At 46.6% G+C, this 17,618-nt stretch carries 14 protein-coding genes; 4 read left to right on the top strand and 10 right to left on the bottom strand.

The window, feature by feature from the left end; translation table 11 throughout:
- Nucleotides 1-285: 285 nt before the first annotated feature.
- From QUB04_RS22945 to QUB04_RS22920, 6 genes are all read right to left on the bottom strand, one after another.
- Nucleotides 286-1,581 (bottom strand): dihydrolipoamide acetyltransferase family protein, encoded by a 1,296-nt coding sequence (locus tag QUB04_RS22945; protein WP_333287896.1) that lies wholly within the window; start codon nucleotides 1,579-1,581, stop codon nucleotides 286-288.
- A 173-nt stretch (nucleotides 1,582-1,754) separates the two neighbouring features.
- The gene (locus tag QUB04_RS22940) at nucleotides 1,755-2,195 is read right to left on the bottom strand and encodes a YlqD family protein (RefSeq protein ID WP_015179467.1); all 441 of its coding nucleotides are present in this window, start codon (nucleotides 2,193-2,195) and stop codon (nucleotides 1,755-1,757) included.
- A gap of 154 nt (nucleotides 2,196-2,349) precedes the next feature.
- Nucleotides 2,350-4,299: a long-chain fatty acid--CoA ligase gene (locus QUB04_RS22935; RefSeq protein WP_333287895.1), complete on the bottom strand. Its 1,950-nt coding sequence runs from the start codon at nucleotides 4,297-4,299 to the stop codon at nucleotides 2,350-2,352.
- A 143-nt stretch (nucleotides 4,300-4,442) separates the two neighbouring features.
- Complete coding sequence (locus QUB04_RS22930; RefSeq protein WP_333287893.1) at nucleotides 4,443-5,132, bottom strand: hypothetical protein; 690 nt, start codon at nucleotides 5,130-5,132, stop codon at nucleotides 4,443-4,445.
- Nucleotides 5,132-6,247 carry an AAA family ATPase gene (locus QUB04_RS22925; RefSeq protein ID WP_333287891.1) on the bottom strand — a complete coding sequence of 372 codons (1,116 nt, stop codon included), beginning with the start codon at nucleotides 6,245-6,247 and terminating at the stop codon, nucleotides 5,132-5,134. Before QUB04_RS22925 ends, QUB04_RS22930 begins: the two co-directional genes overlap by 1 nt.
- Nucleotides 6,248-6,501: 254 nt before the next feature.
- Nucleotides 6,502-7,464: a hypothetical protein gene (locus QUB04_RS22920; protein WP_333287889.1), complete on the bottom strand. Its 963-nt coding sequence runs from the start codon at nucleotides 7,462-7,464 to the stop codon at nucleotides 6,502-6,504.
- A 185-nt stretch (nucleotides 7,465-7,649) separates the two neighbouring features.
- Here QUB04_RS22920 and QUB04_RS22915 point away from each other — a divergent pair, with 185 nt between their 5' ends.
- Nucleotides 7,650-8,378, top strand: a complete 729-nt coding sequence (locus tag QUB04_RS22915; protein ID WP_333287887.1) for a DUF72 domain-containing protein — start codon at nucleotides 7,650-7,652, stop codon at nucleotides 8,376-8,378.
- A gap of 139 nt (nucleotides 8,379-8,517) precedes the next feature.
- Here the strand turns inward: QUB04_RS22915 and recQ are convergent, their stop codons facing one another.
- On the bottom strand, nucleotides 8,518-10,713 hold the full coding sequence (gene recQ, locus QUB04_RS22910) for a DNA helicase RecQ (RefSeq protein WP_333287885.1): 2,196 nt from the start codon (nucleotides 10,711-10,713) through the stop codon (nucleotides 8,518-8,520).
- A 97-nt stretch (nucleotides 10,714-10,810) separates the two neighbouring features.
- Between recQ and QUB04_RS22905 the strand changes: the two genes are divergently transcribed.
- Nucleotides 10,811-11,095, top strand: a complete 285-nt coding sequence (locus QUB04_RS22905) for a DUF427 domain-containing protein (RefSeq protein WP_190738299.1) — start codon at nucleotides 10,811-10,813, stop codon at nucleotides 11,093-11,095.
- Between the two features lie 332 nt (nucleotides 11,096-11,427).
- Here QUB04_RS22905 and QUB04_RS22900 read toward each other — a convergent pair whose 3' ends face one another.
- A complete protein-coding gene (locus tag QUB04_RS22900; RefSeq protein ID WP_333287883.1) occupies nucleotides 11,428-12,093 on the bottom strand; it encodes an L-threonylcarbamoyladenylate synthase in 666 nt (221 codons plus the stop codon).
- 75 nt (nucleotides 12,094-12,168) lie between these two features.
- Between QUB04_RS22900 and larC the strand changes: the two genes are divergently transcribed.
- Together larC and QUB04_RS22890 are read left to right on the top strand one after the other, a co-directional pair.
- Nucleotides 12,169-13,578: a nickel pincer cofactor biosynthesis protein LarC gene (gene larC, locus QUB04_RS22895; protein ID WP_333287881.1), complete on the top strand. Its 1,410-nt coding sequence runs from the start codon at nucleotides 12,169-12,171 to the stop codon at nucleotides 13,576-13,578.
- Between the two features lie 152 nt (nucleotides 13,579-13,730).
- Nucleotides 13,731-13,967: a Uma2 family endonuclease gene (locus QUB04_RS22890; RefSeq protein WP_333287879.1), complete on the top strand. Its 237-nt coding sequence runs from the start codon at nucleotides 13,731-13,733 to the stop codon at nucleotides 13,965-13,967.
- Nucleotides 13,968-14,298: 331 nt separating this feature from the next.
- Here QUB04_RS22890 and QUB04_RS22885 read toward each other — a convergent pair whose 3' ends face one another.
- Both QUB04_RS22885 and QUB04_RS22880 read right to left on the bottom strand, forming a co-directional pair.
- Complete coding sequence (locus QUB04_RS22885) at nucleotides 14,299-16,647, bottom strand: PhoX family phosphatase (protein WP_333287877.1); 2,349 nt, start codon at nucleotides 16,645-16,647, stop codon at nucleotides 14,299-14,301.
- Nucleotides 16,648-16,936: 289 nt separating this feature from the next.
- Nucleotides 16,937-17,404 (bottom strand): hypothetical protein, encoded by a 468-nt coding sequence (locus QUB04_RS22880; protein WP_333287875.1) that lies wholly within the window; start codon nucleotides 17,402-17,404, stop codon nucleotides 16,937-16,939.
- Between the last annotated feature and the right edge of the window lie 214 nt (nucleotides 17,405-17,618).

Raw genomic sequence — 17,618 nt, 5'->3', positions numbered from 1 at the left:
CTTCTGTTGTAAAAATAAATTTGTGTGTATCCGTACCAACTGACACCAAAACCTCGTGAGTATGAGAGCCAATCGCAGGTTGAACAGACAAAACTTGCACTTTCATCGTCTTAATGAGTAATATCAAATCCGTTGGTATCGGAATTATTGATCTCTCTCTTCTCTTCCTCTGTGTCCTCTGCGGTCTCTGCGGTTAAATCATTCCGAAATTAGACATCTCATTAAAAGCTAAGTCTAAATCCCCCTTTCCTGCCAATAAGAGTAAAAGGGGGATTTAGACGATCGCTAAAGCGTCAAAGATTGAGGATTTGTCTCAATCAATTTCGCTAAATCTTGCAAGAAAGACGCCGCATCAGCACCGTAAATAATCCGGTGATCGCAAGTAATATTCACCTGCATTTGGCGCTTCACTCCCATCAAACCATCCTCGTTTGCCACTACTTGCGGCCGCGAAGAGCCGATCGCCAAAATCGAGCCTTGATTCGGCGGCAAAATCGCGTCAAACTTGTCTACTCCAAACATTCCCAAATTGGAAAGAGTAAAAGTTCCCGTGCTGTATTCATCCGGCTTCAACTGCTTGGTGCGGGCGCGATCGACTAAATCCTTCCACGTGCGGGAGAGCGAATAAATATCGAGGCGATCGGCATTTTGCAACACCGGCGTAATCAAACCGCCGCCATCCATCGCCACCGCTACCGCCACATTAATATCAGCGCGGTGTTGAATACCCGACTCCACATAACAAGCATTCAGCAGAGGATGTTTTTGTAAAGTTACTGCTACAGCCTTCGCCAGCATAGCCGTCATCGTGACGCCCTTGGACTTAATTTGTTTGTAGAGTTTGTCCAGATTATCAGTAGTAATTGTGTAACCCACGCGGAAAGACGGCACGCTCAAACTTGCTTCCATATTCCGCACCACCGCATTTTGCAGCGCGTTCATCGGTACTCTTTGGCCCGAAAGTGCGATCGCCGGGACTGGTGCGGGTGCGGGTTTGGCTGCTGCGGGGGCGGGTGCTGCGGGGGCGGGGGCGGGTGCTGCGGGGACTGTTACCGGTTGTTGAACCGGAGCGGGTTGGGCTTTGCCGGCTGCTGCTTCCACATCCTCTGCGACAATGCGACCGTTGGGCCCGCTGCCTTTGATAGAATTCAAATCTACTTTAAACTCTTTGGCTAACTTGCGAGCGCGGGGAGAAACGACGCTGCGGCCGTTTTGGCGGCTGACATTTTGCTGCAAACCTGCTGACGATGTAGCAGCGCTCACAGGAGCTGGGCTGGGAGCCGGGGCTGCTGCTGCGGTTGGGGCGGCGGCTCCTTGCTGCTGAGCGACGGCGATTTCGGCTTCTGTTTCTGCTACGAGGGCGATTGCCGCTCCCACCGGAGCAACTTCGCCCGCAGGTACGATAATTATTGCTAAATAGCCTTCGTAGAAAGACTCGACATCCATGTCGGCTTTGTCGGATTCAACCACTACCACCGTTTCGCCTTTTTCTACTTTGTCTCCGGCGGATTTGACCCAGGAAACAATTTTGCCCTCTGTCATGGTAGAACTCAGGGCTGGCATGAAAACTTCGCGAATCATCTGTAAAAAGTCCTTTTGTGTGGGTAATAGGTAATCGGTATTTGGCAATTGATAATTGGCGCTCGGCCACCGGCAATACTTATTATTATGCCAGTCTCTCGCATTCTTGATGTGTGACTGTTGACTCAAAATCACTTGCCAATTACCGATCGCCAATTACCACTTACCAATTTCTAAATATCACCTCGAATTTCTTCGACTATGCCGTCGCGGAGGAGAATTTCTACTTGCATTTTTTGAATCAAGTTTTCTCCGAGCCCGACAGTGAATGTGCCGTCAATTTGACCTTGACTCACTTCTTGTTCCAGGTCTAGCACCTGCACTTGCTGAAGCTGTTGCAGGTTTTGGTTTTTCTGTTCTAGCAGTTCGCTTTTTCTTTGATTCACCTGCACTTGAATGTTTTCTATTTGCTGCATTACTTGCGGGCCTGGGGGCTGCAGATTTTGCTTTTGGATTTCTGAAATCATCCGCTGCCCTTGCATTTCTAACTGTTGTAGCTGAGAGTCTATTTGGTTGATTTGGGCTTGGAGTTGCTGTTGAGCTTCTTCTTTCCAGCGGGGAGTAACGACGACTTTAACGTTAATCGATCGCTTCAAGAGTAATTGTGGTTCCATAAAAAAGTTGTTGCTTGTCAATTAGGAATTAGGCATTAGTCCTGGGCCATTAGTTGGTAAATATGAACTAATGGCCCAGGACTGAGGACTCGGACTCGGGACTCGGGTGTTGGGATAATTTTTTCTTTTCCATTTCCCAAGTCCTGCGAATATTTCAAAACATCCCGTCAATCATATCGCGGTAGTGTTGCGTCACAACCGGGCGCTTAATTTTCAGGGTCTGGGTCAACATTCCATTTTCGATCGAAAATGGCTCCTGAATCAACCGGAACGGGCCGATGCGATCGTCCGCGCGGTATCCAGGGCGATTTTGCACCTCTCGGTTCAATTCTTTACGGAATAAATCTTGAATTGTCTTGCTATTCCAGTCAATTTCGTGTAATGGGGGATTCTGAGTTTCTGCCCATTTCTGCACGGCTTCTGCATTGGGGACAATTAAGGCGCCGACTGATTTCTGGTCTTGACCTACTAGCATAATTTGGTCGATGTAGGGGCTGCGGAGGCAGGCGTCTTCTATGGGCTGGGGTTCGATGTTTTCGCCGTTGGTGAGGACGATCGTATCTTTGGCCCGCCCGGTCAAGATTAAGTCGTTTCCCGGTGTCAGCCAGCCCAAGTCGCCGGTGTCGAACCAGCCTTCGGAGTCGATCGCCTTGGCAGTCGCTTGGGGATTAAGATAATAGCCCTGCATAATTTGCGGCCCCCGCGCCAATACTAAACCGCGCTGGCCTGTTGGCAGTTGCTGTCTGGTTTCTGGGTCTACTATTTTAATTTCCGTATGGGCTAGAGGCTGTCCTGCGGAACCTTTAAGATTGTGCCAAGGGCGGCGGACGGTTAAAACCGGGGACGTTTCGGTTAAACCGTATCCCACCAACAAGCCGATATTCGCTATTTCAAAGAAATTGTCTATATGCGCGGCCAAAGAACCGCCACCGCTAATCGCCCATTTTAAGCGTCCCCCTGTAGCTTCCCTGACTTTTTGGTAAACCAGTTTTTCGGCGAGGGCGTGCACGGGCGACAACAGAATGCTTTTGGTGCGGGCGATTAGTTTTTCGGAAGCAGAAGCCGGTTTCAAACTAAGAGTTAATCCTTGGAAAATGCGGCGGTTCTCGATGTATTGCTGGCTGGCAGATAACAGGAAATCCACCAATTTTTGTTTGTTAGGTGGCTGTTCCCGAAATTGCTTTTGTACGGCCTCATAAATCGATTCCCAGATGCGCGGAACGCTGACCATGTACTGGGGTTTGTAAGTTTTAAAGTCTTGTTTGAAATAGCGAATATTGGTGTAAATTTGCGTGCATCCTTGGGAAAGCAGGAAGTATTCGACGCTGCGTTCGTAGGCGTGCCAACTGGGCAGAATGCTGAGGACGCCGTCGCCGCCTTCGGGCTGGAGAATTGTGCCCAAGGTGTTGAGTTGGTGCAGCAGGTTGCCGTGAGTCAGCATGACGCCTTTGGGTTTGCCGGTGGTGCCGCTGGTGTAGAGGAGAGTGGCGAGGGTTTGAGGCTTGTGGTTGGAGGGTTTGAGGGAACGGTTGGCCCCTGTGGTCATCACTTGGGAAAATTTGACTGTGCTTAGGGTTTGGCTGGTTTCCGGTTCTTCGTCGGAGAGGAGGACGATGAGTTGAATGGGCAAATCTGGGAGGCGGTGTTGCAGTTTTTTCAGTAATGCCAGGTTTTCGACTACCAAGGCGGTGCTGCCGCTGTCTTGGATGATGTACAGGAGTTCTTGAGGGTCGGCGGTGGCGCCTCGAACCACGTTCGCGGCCCCGGCCATCATGATACCTTGGTCGGCTATCAGCCAGCGGGGGCTGTTGTCTGCGAAGAGGGCGACGCGGGGAGGGACTGCTTCTTCGGGATTTGGTTCGATGCCTAGGGCTTGTAAGCCGGCGGCGAATTGCTGGATTTGCTGGTAGAGGTCGGTGTAGGTGAATTTGATTTCTGGCTGGCTGTGGGGGTCGTGGAGGGCGACGGTTTGAGGAAATCGCTGTTTGACGATCGCCCAAATTTCGGGTATCGATCGAATGGAACTGTAATCGATTAGCTTGCTGAGGTTCGCGCGTTCGCGATCGGTCAGTTGAGATGATGTGTAAGATGCTGGGCTGTTCATAGTTATTTTTGCGAGTTGTGCGAGATTAAAGTGTTTTATCTAAATCTAGTATGAAATGTATCCTAACTGTATCTGCTTGGGTAGGGACAGTTTGCAAATCTGTCTCTACCTTTTAATTTTTATTTTCTCTTATTTGTTGCCTTTTAAGTTGACAATTTGGGTTTAATTTTGTTACAGAAATCGATGAACTGACGGAAAGTAGTCAGTTGTTCGGGCTGACTTTGAATCCTTGTCAATAGTTGTTCCAAATAAAATGGCTTGAGTACATCTCCCGGTCGTTTTTTTGAATAGGTAATATTTTTAGCTTCAAATAACGCTCTCAAATAAGCTCCGTGAAACTGAGCGTGAGTATTAAAGTCTTGATATCTGCCCATAATTTCGGGACAGTTAACTGAAACATCGTAATATTTAGTATAATCTAGCAAAGGTTTGTTTTGAGGATTTCTGGAATAAATCTTCCGATTACCCAACAGCCAACTTTCCAAGCAGCGATTCTGAAATATCAGTACAAGTTCTGCATTGTATAATTTCAATTTCTGGTCAGTTAAAAAGTCATAAATTTCTGTTGTGAGTTCGGCAAGAGTATTTTCCTCGGCATCGAGACATACTACAAAATAGCTGTATTTTCCGTTTGAGTTAATTTCGGCGATCGAACGCGGGATAAAATCGTATATTAATGAAGGATATCCTTCACCGCTAATCAAGTAATAATTTTTTTCATTCACATCATCGCAATTATCAACTCGCTGCAATTCCGGTAAAAGATGAGCCAGCCATGCAGGATAAACTTTTCTCTCGGATTGCTTCCCTTCGACTAAAAAATACAGATTCATCAAACTTTAATTCCCTCGCTGTATTCTTCTAGATTAATCAGTTGCGTAAAAGCTTGATGCCTCGATTTTCCCAACTTCAAATCTTTAGCATCTATCACAGTTACAACCCCACCTTTGCGAGTGACTATTTTCCAGTGCTCCATCCCAATATTATTGATTATGTAGGGATGGTGGCTGGTAAGAATGAATTGAATATTTCTATTTTCTACAATTAAATCTGTCACCACATCAATACAGTTAATCCCCAAGCTGTTTTCAAATTCGTCGATCAGGATTACAGTGCCTTCTGGCGACAAATACAGTTGGCTAATGTGAATTAAGGTTTTCAGCATCCCTGACGAGATATTGTCTTGAAAAATCCACTCCTTGACACCTTTCTCTTTTATCTGAATGGGAAAGTTGGGGGATGAGTCATCATATTGTACCGCTTCTATTTTAATATCTTCCACTTGAGGGAATGCCTGTATAAATAGGCGCTTAATATTATTAAAAATTTCTGGATGATGGCGGTAAACAAGAACCAGTTTCATCTGGATTTGTAAGTCACTTGCTTTAATATAATCTAATAATAAAACATCGCTTACTGACGTTGTTGACATCATTACACTCATATTGTAAAAGAAATCAAATGAACTTAAATCATAGCTAACTATTTTATTAAAACCCTGTTGAACAGGTGAAATATCTTCCTCTTGGTTTAAAATTTCTACTACGCTTTGAAATGGCGATAATTTAGGAGTTTTATTTGCGTGAAATATAATTTCATTAGGTGTTCTTTCTATAATTACATTTTTCTCTCTTAATAAATGTTCTCGAACAATTCTAAATTCATTAGTTTCGTCTTGTTCCTCAAAAATGATAGGCAGATTTTTTTTTGTTTCAAATTCGCCTTGCCAGCGATATTCTACATTGTTTACTGTCGAGAATGTAACGTCCCATGCTAAACCGTTTAACGAAGCACCATTAGCTATTCGCTGTAAATTCAAAATTCCTTTCAAAATTTGTGTTTTGCCGACACCAGATACACCAACTAATAAAGCCAAGTTGGAAAAATATATCGGTTCAAAACGCCACTCTCGTAAATTATCCCAAAAAGCTAATTTTTTAATTCTCATGTCCGCGTCCCCTCAATCATCTGCGTTCCTCAGTATTCATCAGCCTGCATCTGCGGTTAAAAACTCCCCTCAAAAATCGATTCTCGCCCCATCTGCATCAATTCTACTATATGCCGAGCAAACGAGTACATACATTGATGATCGCACTTTAACATAGCTGGGTGCTTAGGGCACACCTTACCCCCACAATAAAATTGAACTATGAGTGGAACAGGCATCTGGCCTGTTCATGAAACTCGTGCAATATCTCAGATTTAAGCGACATGGCGCGGTGCATCAACCATCGGCGCAGTGCCAAACAAATGTCTGAGATAACTGCGACTGAGTTCGCGGTTCCAGCGCCGCAGACGCACCATCACTCGCGTGAATGTAAAAGTCAATTCCAACACCAAAGAAAGCTGTTTGAGACTGAGTGAAGTATTAAACACATCATTGCCGTGCGTGCGTTCAATCTGATGGTGTTTCAGCAAAGCAATCAGGTTTTTGGTAGAGCCTTTCAGTTGATTGAAATAACTCTGGGAGAAGGCCCAGCGGCTGAAACCCCAAAACTTAGCCAAATGATTGATCTCATCCTGTAAAGGCTGGGAAATTGCCTGTTGCAACGCTCCAGTTGAGTGTACCATCAACCATAAATAAACAGAAGTAGCTCCCCACTCGGTACTCAGGCGACTAATCACGTGTTTATAGGTATCTTGCCAAGCGTCACCTGTCGATTGACAGCCATTCACAGAGTTGGGTTTAACTTGCAGTTTTTCCCCTGTAAGTTGCTGGTAAATTTTCCTAAATGTCGGGCAATGTTGGCGTTCTTCTTTTTCCCAAACACCTATCTCTAAAATGTTGCCATTGTTATCAAAAATTCCTCCCATAAACCGCGCCATCTGCGGGTAAATATGCTGTAAGTAGCACCAACTTTCTCTACCGTAGCTGCGGATGGGAGCTTCAATTTCTGCCGCACTTGCCAAAATTTGTAAAAATATTTCTGGCTTGACACCAATAATTTGATCGCGAGTGATTCCTTGCCAATCTATGGGTTCCCAAGGGCGGGGATGCGGGTTGGAAAATTGCTGGGGGAGATCGGAAAGTCGATCGCTCAAAACTTCCAATGACATATAATGGTCAATGAGGGAGTTAATCCTCGCCCGACTTTGCAAGTACCGAGGGTTTTGATAGCGATTTCCAGCTAAATCAATTGTATACACCTTACCAGTAGCTTTCATTGTTTCTGCCTGTTCGTAACTTTTACAGCTATTCTGCAGGAGGCATTTGGGAAGCGGCAATGAGTAACGTGCAGGCTGCTCAATTCGTAGCAGTTAGCTTGACTGATTTGAAGTCAGGGGAAACGGCATGAAGTATGGTGAAGTAGACTCTGTTAGATATGTCAAGTATTGGGAGTAAAAAGGCGATGAGTGTTCATATTGGCACTTCAGGTTGGAGCTATGACCATTGGGAAGGTGTGCTTTATCCTCAGCACCTACCGCTGCGATCCAGGCTCGATCGCTACATCGAACACTATCAAACCGTGGAAGTTAATAGCACCTACTACCGCTGGCCACCAAACGCGACCTTCGCTAACTGGCAGCAGCGCCTCCCCCAAGGATTTCTGATGACTGTAAAAGCGCCCCGGGGTCTAACGCACTCCAAGCGCCTTTACTCACCAGAAAAGTGGGTGGAACGGATGAGTGAGGGACTTCAAGGGTTGGGCGATCGGCTGGGTATTCTGCTAGTCCAGCTTTCTCCCCAGTTCGGTTGCGACTCGGCCCGCCTAGCATACTTTCTAGAACAAGTGCCCCCCTGGATAAGAGTAGCTGTCGAATTCCGACACCCAAGCTGGCATACAGAAGAGGTATTTTCGCTGCTGGAACGCTTCGGAGCGGCTTACTGCGTGATGAGTGGGGCGCACCTCCCCTGTATCCTGCGCGCAACAACGTCCTTCGTGTACGCGCGCCTTCACGGCCCCGACCCCAACTACCTCTACGGCGGCTCGTACTCGGATGAGGATTTGCATTGGTGGGCCGATCGCACCCGCGAGTGGGAAAGTCAGGGGCTCAGCGTGTTCATCTACTTCAACAACGACGGAGATGGCAATGCCGTTCGGAACGCTTCTAAGCTAAAAACTTTTTTGGATATGTAGGGCAACGGTACATCCCTACTTATTAGAAAAATATATCGGTTCAAAACGCCACTGTAATTGACGATCGCAAAAAAGCTACTTTTTAAATTTTTATTTCCCCTCCCATCAATTATCTGCGTTAATCAAGATACATCTGCGGTTAAAAACCCACATAATTTTGTCGCCACCAAGCCCGCACAAACTTAATCTCCTCAAACGTATAACGTTCTTCCAAAAAATCATAAATTGCTCTCAGTTTTTCATCCCCCATAACTTCAATAGCGTACACTATCGCCTGCTGGCGTTCCGATTCCACCAACAAATTTATATCAACTTCCCTGCCCATTTCCATCAATTCTATCAGATGCCCAGAAATAGTATTAGGACTCATACCCCGCGCATTGGCGATTCCTTGAACAGTCAAACCTTGTCGGTATAATTCCCAGGTTTGCATCTGCGAATAAGACGCAACGTTGGAAAGATTGGGAAGATTAGCTACATCAGAAGATGCAGCAGCACTTGGCAATCCTTGTTCTTGGCAAAAATTGCGAATTGCCTCCAAGAAAACCTTGCCGTATTTATCTCGCTTGTTGCTACCAACCCCGTAAACTTCCTCGAATTCTCTGAGATTTTGCGGGCGTTTTTCTGCCATATCTCGCAAGCTTTTATCAGCAAAAACCACGTAAGGTGGCACAAATTGTTCGTCGGCAATTTGTTTGCGTAGCGTCCGCAGTATGGTAAATAAAGCTTCGACTTCTACTGCCAAAGAACGAACTTTCGCCTGTACTTCCCGCTGCGGTTCAATGGCGATTTCAACTGTGCGCTGACGTTTCATAATTTCCCAACTTTTTTCATTCAGTTTCAAAATGGGAAACCCGTCTGTTCTTTCCTCTAAAAAACCTTGATTTAACAGCGAGCGACTCAACTTTTTCCATTCATCAGCACTTCTATCTTTGCCAATTCCGTAAGTAGAAAGTTGGTTATGTTGGTATTGCAATATTTTTTGATTTTTTGAACCGCGCAGCACGTCTATAATATGATTCATGCCGAATTTTTCTTGGCATCTCGCGACGCAAGAAAGAAATTTCATTGCCTCAATCGTCCAATCTTCTACTGGTTTTTGGTTGCAACAGTTATCGCAAGTACCGCAGTTTCCGGGGAATGAATCGCCAAAATAACTTAACTGGATTGTGCGACGGCACTCGGTGGATTCTGCATAGTTGATTACTCGCCGCAACTGTTGGCGGGCAATTCGTTGTTCTTGCGGATCGGGTTTTTGCTCGATGATGTAGTCGATCATTTTGACATCGCCGTAGCCAAAAAATAAGCTGCAATGGGCGGGTTCGTTGTCTCTGCCTGCGCGGCCGGATTCTTGATAGTATCCTTCGAGATTCTTGGGTAAGTCGTAGTGAATTACAAACCTCACGTCGGGTTTGTTAATGCCCATACCGAAGGCTATTGTGGCTACCATTACTTGCACGTCGTCGCGAATGAAGCGGGTTTGATTGGTTGCGCGATCGACATCGTTCATGCCGGCGTGGTATGGTAAGGCTTGGATGCCACTTTGTTGCAATTTATAGGCAACTTCGTCAACTTTTTTGCGGCTGAGGCAATAGATAATTCCCGAACCGCCTTTTTTTTGGATAATTTGCAAAACTTCGGCAAAACTGTGCTTGGTTTTGGGGCGAACTTCGTAGTATAAATTGGGGCGGTTGAAGCTGGCGACGTGGATGTAGGGATTTCGCAGAGTTAACTGCTGGATGATGTCTTGGCGGACGCGCTCGGTGGCGGTGGCGGTTAGTCCCATAATGGGAATGTCGGGATATCGATCGCGCACTCGCTGCATTTGCCTGTATTCTGGTCGAAAGTCGTGCCCCCATTCCGAAACGCAGTGGGCTTCGTCGATCGCAAATGCCGAAATTCCTAACTTATTTGCTACTATATCTAAAAACGGTAAAAATCTCTCACCGAGCAAGCGTTCGGGTGCAACGTAGAGCAATTTAATTTTACCTTCGAGAATCGCAGTTTCGCGCGATCGGGTTTCCTGACTGCTCAAAGTGCTGTTGAGAAAAGTCGCCCCAATTCCATTATCCTGCAAAGCTTCCACCTGGTCTTGCATCAGAGCAATTAACGGCGAAACCACCACTGTCAATCCCGGTTTCAACAGTGCCGGTAATTGAAAACACAAAGACTTGCCACCGCCCGTCGGCATGACAATCATCATATCCCGTTTTTGTAAAGCAGCTTCGACAATTTCCTGCTGTCCCGGGCGGAAAGAGTCATAGCCAAAAAAATGTTTGAGTGCTTGTTCCAGGGGCAGCGGCACAGAAGATATTGGCGGATTAGACGCTGACATTTGCAGTAGTTGGTTGTTGGCTTCTCAACTATTCTATGCCTTTTGAGCACAAATACAGTTACAATAATTGAGAATCTCAATTTAAGCAGAAAAACTGATGCCGAAAGCAATTTGGAATGGTGCCGTTTTGGCCGAGAGCGACAAGTGCGAAATTGTAGACAACAACTATTATTTCCCCGCCGATGCCATCAACCGTGAGTATTTCAAGGATAGCAGCACTCACACTACTTGCGGTTGGAAAGGTGTTGCTAGTTACTACAGTGTCGAAGTCGGCGGACAAGTGAATAAAGACGCTGCGTGGTACTATCCTACTCCGAAAGATGCTGCTAAAAATATTGCCGGATATATTGCTTTTTGGAAAGGAGTTAAGGTAGAAGCTTAGGTTTTTTCCGCAGGTTTGTTAGCTGGCGATTCGGACAGGCCGCCAGGGAATTAATTCCCTGGCTCATAGCTGAAGTCGTCTTAAGACGACTGTGGAAATTAGGGATGAATAACATAAGTTGCGATGAGTTCAAATAGAAATAATATCTAATATCTACTGATAGCGATTGCTCCTCTGATAATTGTCAATCCTTTAAAATATAGGACAGAGCTTAATTAAATTCAATACCATAACCGCTATATTTAACAGTCCTCTTTGAGAGGACTTTCGCTATGAGACGGGGGTTTTGAACCCCCGGCGGACTGTTGGAGAAGCGAAAGCATCCTCAAATTTTAATCTTTTTCCCAAACGGCGACAGCTTCCGCACCCAAACCACGGCGAACAACAATCGGTTCGCTTTGTGTCAAATCGAGAATGGTAGAAACTTGATATCCCGGATCGGAACCGTCATCGACAATGACATCTACTAACTTTGAAAAACAGTCAAAAAGTTCAGCTTTGCCAAAACTTTCTCCTTTTCCTGCTGGCACGGGTGCAGCACCTTCATCATCCGTGGTAATGTTAGCGGATGTTGAAATAATTGGATTTCCCAAGGCTTCCAACAGTGTAAAACAAAGCCGCTGGTCGGGAACGCGAATTCCAGTGGTTTTCCGTTTTGGGTTCATTACCAACCGTGGCACTAACTTGGTAGCTGGCAGCAGAAATGTATAAGGCCCAGGTATTAACCGCTTGATAATTCTGTATGCTTCATCGCTGACGACAGCATAGTCGGTGATATTTGACAGAGAGGAACACAAGAACGTTAAAGGCTTATCATTGGATAGTTGCTTGATCTGCCTGACTCGTTCTACGGCAGACTTGGAGTTGAGATCGCAGCCGATCGCGTAAACTGTATCTGTCGGATAAAGCATCACTGCCCCATCTTTCAGAGCTTTTTGAATTTTCTCGATCCGGTCTCTTTGGGGTGCAACTGGATGCACTTCGTAAATAGTTGCCATGTTAAGATATTGCAGGCTAAGTGGGCGATCGAAATATAGAGTGAAACAATCAATGCTAAAAATTAATTGTTAACAATGAATAAAATAGCTTATTTTGACTGTCCAACCGGCATTGCTGGCGATATGTGCATCGGAGCTCTCATCCACGCCGGCGTTCCTTTAGAATACCTAATCGAAAAACTCAATTTGCTCGGCATTTCGACAGAGTACCAGTTGCGGACGGAATTAGTCCACCGGAATACTCAACAAGCAACTAAATTTTATGTCGATTTAGCTGCGGATTTGTCGTTAAAACCAGAAAATCCCGGTACCGAAATCGATCCCTCGGAAACGGAATCCCCGACTTTCGACGCCCGCCGCCACCATCATCACGGGGAAGAACATTCTCACAGTCACGGCGAAGCAGAGGCCGAAATTAGCCACAGTCATCACCGCAATTTGCCCGAAATTGAGCAAATCATCGTCTCTGCAAAATTGCCTCCGCGCGTGGAAGCTTGGAGTTTGGCCGTATTTGGCAAATTAGCAGAGGCAGAAGGTGCCGTACACGGTATCGCCGCAAGCGAGGTTCACTTTCACGAGGTGGGGGCGACAGATGCAATTATTGATATTGTCGGTACTTGTTTGGGTTTGGATTGGTTGGATATTCAGGAGTTTTACTTTTCGGCGATGCCGACTGGTGCAGGTACGGTGAAGGCGGCCCACGGCCGATTAGCGGTGCCGACGCCGGCGGTGATGCGGTTGTGGGAAACGCACCGAGTGCCGGTTTATAGCAATGGCATCGATCGCGAATTGTGCACTCCTACGGGAACTGCGATCGCCTGTACTCTCGCCGCTAGTTTCGGGCCACCACCGTCGATGCAAATTCAGGCGATCGGTTTGGGTGCAGGTTCTCGAAACCTGGCAATTCCTAATATTTTGCGCCTCTGGATTGGGGAGAAGGGAGTGGGGGAGAGGGGGAGAGTGGGAGAGGGGGAGAGTGGGAGAAAGACGGCTACTAATTCCCCATTCCCGATGCCCAATGCCCCATTCCCAATGCCCAATTCCATAGAAACTATTACGGTGTTGGAAACGCAAATTGATGATTTGAGTCCGCAGGCGATCGGCTATGTTTTTGATGCTTTGTTTGCCGCCGGAGCTCTGGATGTTTTTACTGCCCCAATTGTGATGAAAAAGTCGCGGCTGGGGGTTTTGTTAACTGCGATTTGTCATCCAGAATTTGAGGATGCTTGCGAAGCAGTTATCTTTCGCGAGACTACTACTTTGGGAATTAGGATCTCGACTCAACAGAGAACTATTTTACACCGAGAAATCCAGACAGTTAAAACAGAATACGGCGAAGTCAAGATAAAAGTTGCGAAGTCTGGAGAAACGATTGTTAATGTACAGCCGGAATACGAAGATTGCGCGGAAATTGCCCGACTTAAAAATATTAGTTGGCGGGAAGTTCACCGCTTGGCGCTGCAAAGTTGGTACGATCGCACTTAATCAATTACAGGAACTTACATCTTGCAGCATTTTTAGGAACAGGCAAGATGCCTGTTCCACAATAATTTAATTCAACCAATAAGAAATAACAAATAACTATAGCCTGCGGCTTGGTAAAATTTGTTGTTGCAATTCCTCGAAAGCGGGCATTTTTGAGCGATCGTCTTGTTCAACGATCGCCCTTATTTGCTAAATACCGCCAATTTTCAACACTGCAAGAGTATGTCTTGGTGCAAGTTGAACAGCCCGGAGTAGAGATATTTCGGCGCAATCCACAGGGGCAATGGGTTCTCTCCGAGTATGGTTTGGGCGATTCCTTGCAACTTGAATCGGTGAATCTAGAAATTGCGATCGCCGATTTATATCGCCAAGTACAATTCTCTGAATAATTTCGCTTTCAAGGGATATGATATTAATTATCCTAGCAATTTTTTTAATTATTTGAACGAACCGCGAAGACGAGAACAGCGCGAAGAAAGAACAGTATCTTCTTCTTTCTCCTTCTTCGCGTCCGCGTGCCTCGCGGTTCATTTAATCTTACTCCCGATTCGTAAAAACTCGGTTTCTGGGCCCCGATGCGTAAGTCCAATTTAAACTGAGATGTTGCACCATTCTCAATAAACTTTTTATGAACAGGCAAGATGCCTGTTCCACAAGAAAATTCACTCTTTGTGGAACAGGCATCTTGCCTGTTCTTGAGAATGGTGCAAGATGTGAGATTTAAACAAACTGGCCCGTTGGAGTCGATCGCACCCGACGAATTCCAATCACCGACGGCATCGGCGAACGCCTGCGATCGTTCTCAATATTACTCGGCCACAAACTGCCGCGAGACACACTCCGAGTCTGATTGAAAACAGCACCGTTCAAATCCAACATTTCAATTTGCCGACTCAGTACAGTACCATCATCGATCGGGCAATCTTCCCCAGGATGCTGCACCGCAAGCAACAGCGTATCTCCCACAAAAGTCGGCCCCGTCATTTCGCACCGATTCGGGCCGTAAGCAAACGGAATTACTGTTCCTGCATTCGGCCCAGAAGTGGGAATATAAAACAGCCAATTGTTGCCGAAAACTCCAGTAAAATCTGACACATTTCCCGTCTTTTTATGGTCGATCGTCGTTGGCTTTCCACTCGCACCCACATCAAAACCGTTGTGCGTGCTCGTAGACATATCAGTCACGCCCCAAACATTGCCTTGAGGGTCAAAAGCCAAATTGTCTACATTAGCAAATCCCGCCCCATCTACCGCACCGGCTTCTCCACCCTGAGCCAAACGCTGCCAGCGGAACGTCAAACCCGCACCGTCGGGACTGTCTTCAATTATTTTGTAAAGTCCTCCCGACTGCTGATTGCTGTTGACTGCGCTACCGTATTTAGCAACATTAAAAATGCGAGAATCTGGATAGCCGTCGCTTCCCGGTGCGCCGTCTGTATAGGCAATGAAAACTTCCTTAGTAGTAGGATTCACTTCCAAATCTTCAGGCCGCGCCGTCGGAGTGCCGCCGATCAAATTAGCAGCTAAAAAAGCATCAACTAAAACCGCACCTTGGCTGCTGTAGAAATTAGCCAGAGTTTTATTTTGGTAGCCCGGAAGTGCTGTTGCTTCATTGGTTGTATCTACTACAAAAGAACCGCCGTCTTCGGTTTGACCGGCAATTCCGGCGCGTTTGGGCAAGCGAGTAGCAGCATCTCTTTGAGCTTTGCCAAAACTTGCTAATTCCGCCTCGCCAACTCTAGAAGGACGCACTGGATTTGTCTGGCTATTTATAGTTAGCGGCAGCCACCTTCCCGCACCGTTGCGGTTGTATTGGGCGACGTACAAAACGCCGTCTTCAAACAATCGGCTGTTGTTTTTATCTGCGGGATTGGTGACAGTACCGTTGCTGACAAATTTCCAGGTGTGTCCGCCGCGCCGATCGTCACCCATGTACACTACTAATCTGCGACCCGCTTCGGCGCGAATCGCGACGTTTTCGTGGCGGAAACGGCCCAACCAAGTGTGTTTGCGGGGGCGGAAACTCGGATCTAGGGGATCGACTTCTACCATCCAGCCGTATTTTTCGCCGACTAAGCCGAATTCCTCACCGATAGTGCCCTTGGCGTAGCTGGTTTGGCCGCCGTTGGGTTTGACGTTTTCTTGAACTCCGACGAAAAATGCTTCGCTACCTTGGAAATTTTCTTCGGCGGAGAGGATTGTTCCCCACGGGCTTGTGCCGCCGGAACAGTTATAGGCTGTGCCGATAATGCGGTTTCCCAGCCCGTCGGTGTTGACTTGTGCGAAGACTTGGGTAGCTGCGGGGCCCGTGCCCGTGAGGTAGTTGTCGTCGCCTTGTCTGGTTCCCCAGGAGGTGACATCTTTGTATGCGTCGGTACGCTGGCTGTTGATTGCGAGGCCGGAAAGCCCGTGAATACGGCGGTTGAGGGGATCGCGGGGGATCGCCTGAAATCTGCCGTTGGCTTGTTTGGTGATGCGGACGATCGAACCGCCGAGATTGTATAGAAATTCGCCGAGGGTAGCCCGATTTTTTACGGATAAGTCTATACCGAGGACGGCGCGATCGGTTGATGGAAATGGTGCCAGATCAGACGGGGTATCGGGTGCCTCTTTCGACATCGGGAAGGATACGTACTCGTGGTTAACCCAGAGATAACCGTCGTCATTGCTGCCGCGAAGGCCTACAAAGCCGGTGTAGTCGCAGTTGTAGCCGAAATAGTCTGCCGGATTGGGAAAAACTCGATCGCCCCAGCGGACAATCACATAACGTTCGTATTCCGGCGGCACAACCACATCGTCAACAACGCTGTAACTCGTTAATCTAGTATCCTGCGAGGCAGCCATCACGGTTCCCTGTCCCCCCGGCGCCATCGCCATGAAGCTGGGCAGTTCTCGATAAATTGGCAGCGGGTGGGGAAGTCTTACAGGAGTGAAAGATGTCGGAACAACAGCTTCAGCAGCGCTGGAATTGATGCTGAACAGTTTTTGAGTTAGCCCAGGAGCAAGCACAGTGGTAGCCGCACTGCTGCCGAAGAAAATTAGCAGTTGTCGGCGAGTTATTTTAGACATAAATTCCTTTTCAAACCAACATCTCTAATCTGATGATTCCGTATGAAACTCTATCACTTTTCAATTAAGGGAAGTTAACCTGAAGGTTAATTAAAAGTGGGAGATATTTAGGTTAACAACAAGTTAAATATTGTAATTGGCAATTGGTAATTGGGAATATAGAGAGAGATTCAGGAAAAAATATCTATCCGTGTATCCGTGATTTCCGTGTCGTGCTGTTGGTTATTTGTTATTTGTTATTTGTTACCAATGCCCCATGCCCCACGCCCCATGCCCCATTACCAATATTTCAATCATCTCGAAAACCTGGATCATTTTCTCGGGATGTCGATCGACTAGGTGCAGGTACATTAATCACTTGCGAAAACCCAGAATTTGCGCGCGAAATATTGCCGTCTCTGAATCCCAGCAGCAATTGAGCATCCGCAAAATATCTAGTCCACTGTTGGATTCTCGCATCTTTTTGCCAGTCGTGGCGGGATACTCTCGATCGCAAAACTGGAACTCTTTGTCGGCTGCGATCGGCTGTAATTATGATTGTAACTTCTGTTAATGCGGGATTTTCTTGAAACTCGCGGGCGATCGACTCTTTCGCTAAATCTTCCGCCTGCTGCACTAAACTCGCAAAAGATGGACTGCCCTCCGAATCCAGGGTAAGGTAGCGCTCTTTTGTTTCAGCCCAACCTATTGATATACTTGCTGTTAAGCTGATAATTGCTAAAATGACAGCCGACAATAAGCGTAGGTACAAATTCATTATCTTTGAGACTAAATACTAACACTTGTCAATGATAGTTAATAAAATTTAACAGACTGTTAAGCTTAAATTAAAATAATATTTTGTGTCACCATATTTCCGCTTAACAGGCTTTCCGGCCTTTCCAAAACAAGTGCCTTTTCTTGTGGAGTGGGCATCCTGCCCGCCCATAGAATGGTTATTGATAATGGTGCAATATCTCAGTTTTACTCGA

This window comes from Microcoleus sp. D2_18a_B4, assembly GCF_036702475.1.
GTDB lineage: Bacteria > Cyanobacteriota > Cyanobacteriia > Cyanobacteriales > Microcoleaceae > Microcoleus.
This window is presented reverse-complemented; position numbering and strand designations above follow the sequence as displayed.

What these genes read in the sequence shown, in the direction of transcription:
- QUB04_RS22945 (WP_333287896.1), bottom strand. Translation starts at nt 1,581, where the DNA reads ATGATTCGCGAAGTTTTCATGCCAGCCCTGAGTTCTACCATGACAGAG.
- QUB04_RS22940 (WP_015179467.1), bottom strand. Translation starts at nt 2,195, where the DNA reads ATGGAACCACAATTACTCTTGAAGCGATCGATTAACGTTAAAGTCGTC.
- QUB04_RS22935 (WP_333287895.1), bottom strand. Translation starts at nt 4,299, where the DNA reads ATGAACAGCCCAGCATCTTACACATCATCTCAACTGACCGATCGCGAA.
- QUB04_RS22930 (WP_333287893.1), bottom strand. Translation starts at nt 5,132, where the DNA reads ATGAATCTGTATTTTTTAGTCGAAGGGAAGCAATCCGAGAGAAAAGTT.
- QUB04_RS22925 (WP_333287891.1), bottom strand. Translation starts at nt 6,247, where the DNA reads ATGAGAATTAAAAAATTAGCTTTTTGGGATAATTTACGAGAGTGGCGT.
- QUB04_RS22920 (WP_333287889.1), bottom strand. Translation starts at nt 7,464, where the DNA reads ATGAAAGCTACTGGTAAGGTGTATACAATTGATTTAGCTGGAAATCGC.
- QUB04_RS22915 (WP_333287887.1), top strand. Translation starts at nt 7,650, where the DNA reads ATGAGTGTTCATATTGGCACTTCAGGTTGGAGCTATGACCATTGGGAA.
- recQ (WP_333287885.1), bottom strand. Translation starts at nt 10,713, where the DNA reads ATGTCAGCGTCTAATCCGCCAATATCTTCTGTGCCGCTGCCCCTGGAA.
- QUB04_RS22905 (WP_190738299.1), top strand. Translation starts at nt 10,811, where the DNA reads ATGCCGAAAGCAATTTGGAATGGTGCCGTTTTGGCCGAGAGCGACAAG.
- QUB04_RS22900 (WP_333287883.1), bottom strand. Translation starts at nt 12,093, where the DNA reads ATGGCAACTATTTACGAAGTGCATCCAGTTGCACCCCAAAGAGACCGG.
- larC (WP_333287881.1), top strand. Translation starts at nt 12,169, where the DNA reads ATGAATAAAATAGCTTATTTTGACTGTCCAACCGGCATTGCTGGCGAT.
- QUB04_RS22885 (WP_333287877.1), bottom strand. Translation starts at nt 16,647, where the DNA reads ATGTCTAAAATAACTCGCCGACAACTGCTAATTTTCTTCGGCAGCAGT.
- QUB04_RS22880 (WP_333287875.1), bottom strand. Translation starts at nt 17,404, where the DNA reads ATGAATTTGTACCTACGCTTATTGTCGGCTGTCATTTTAGCAATTATC.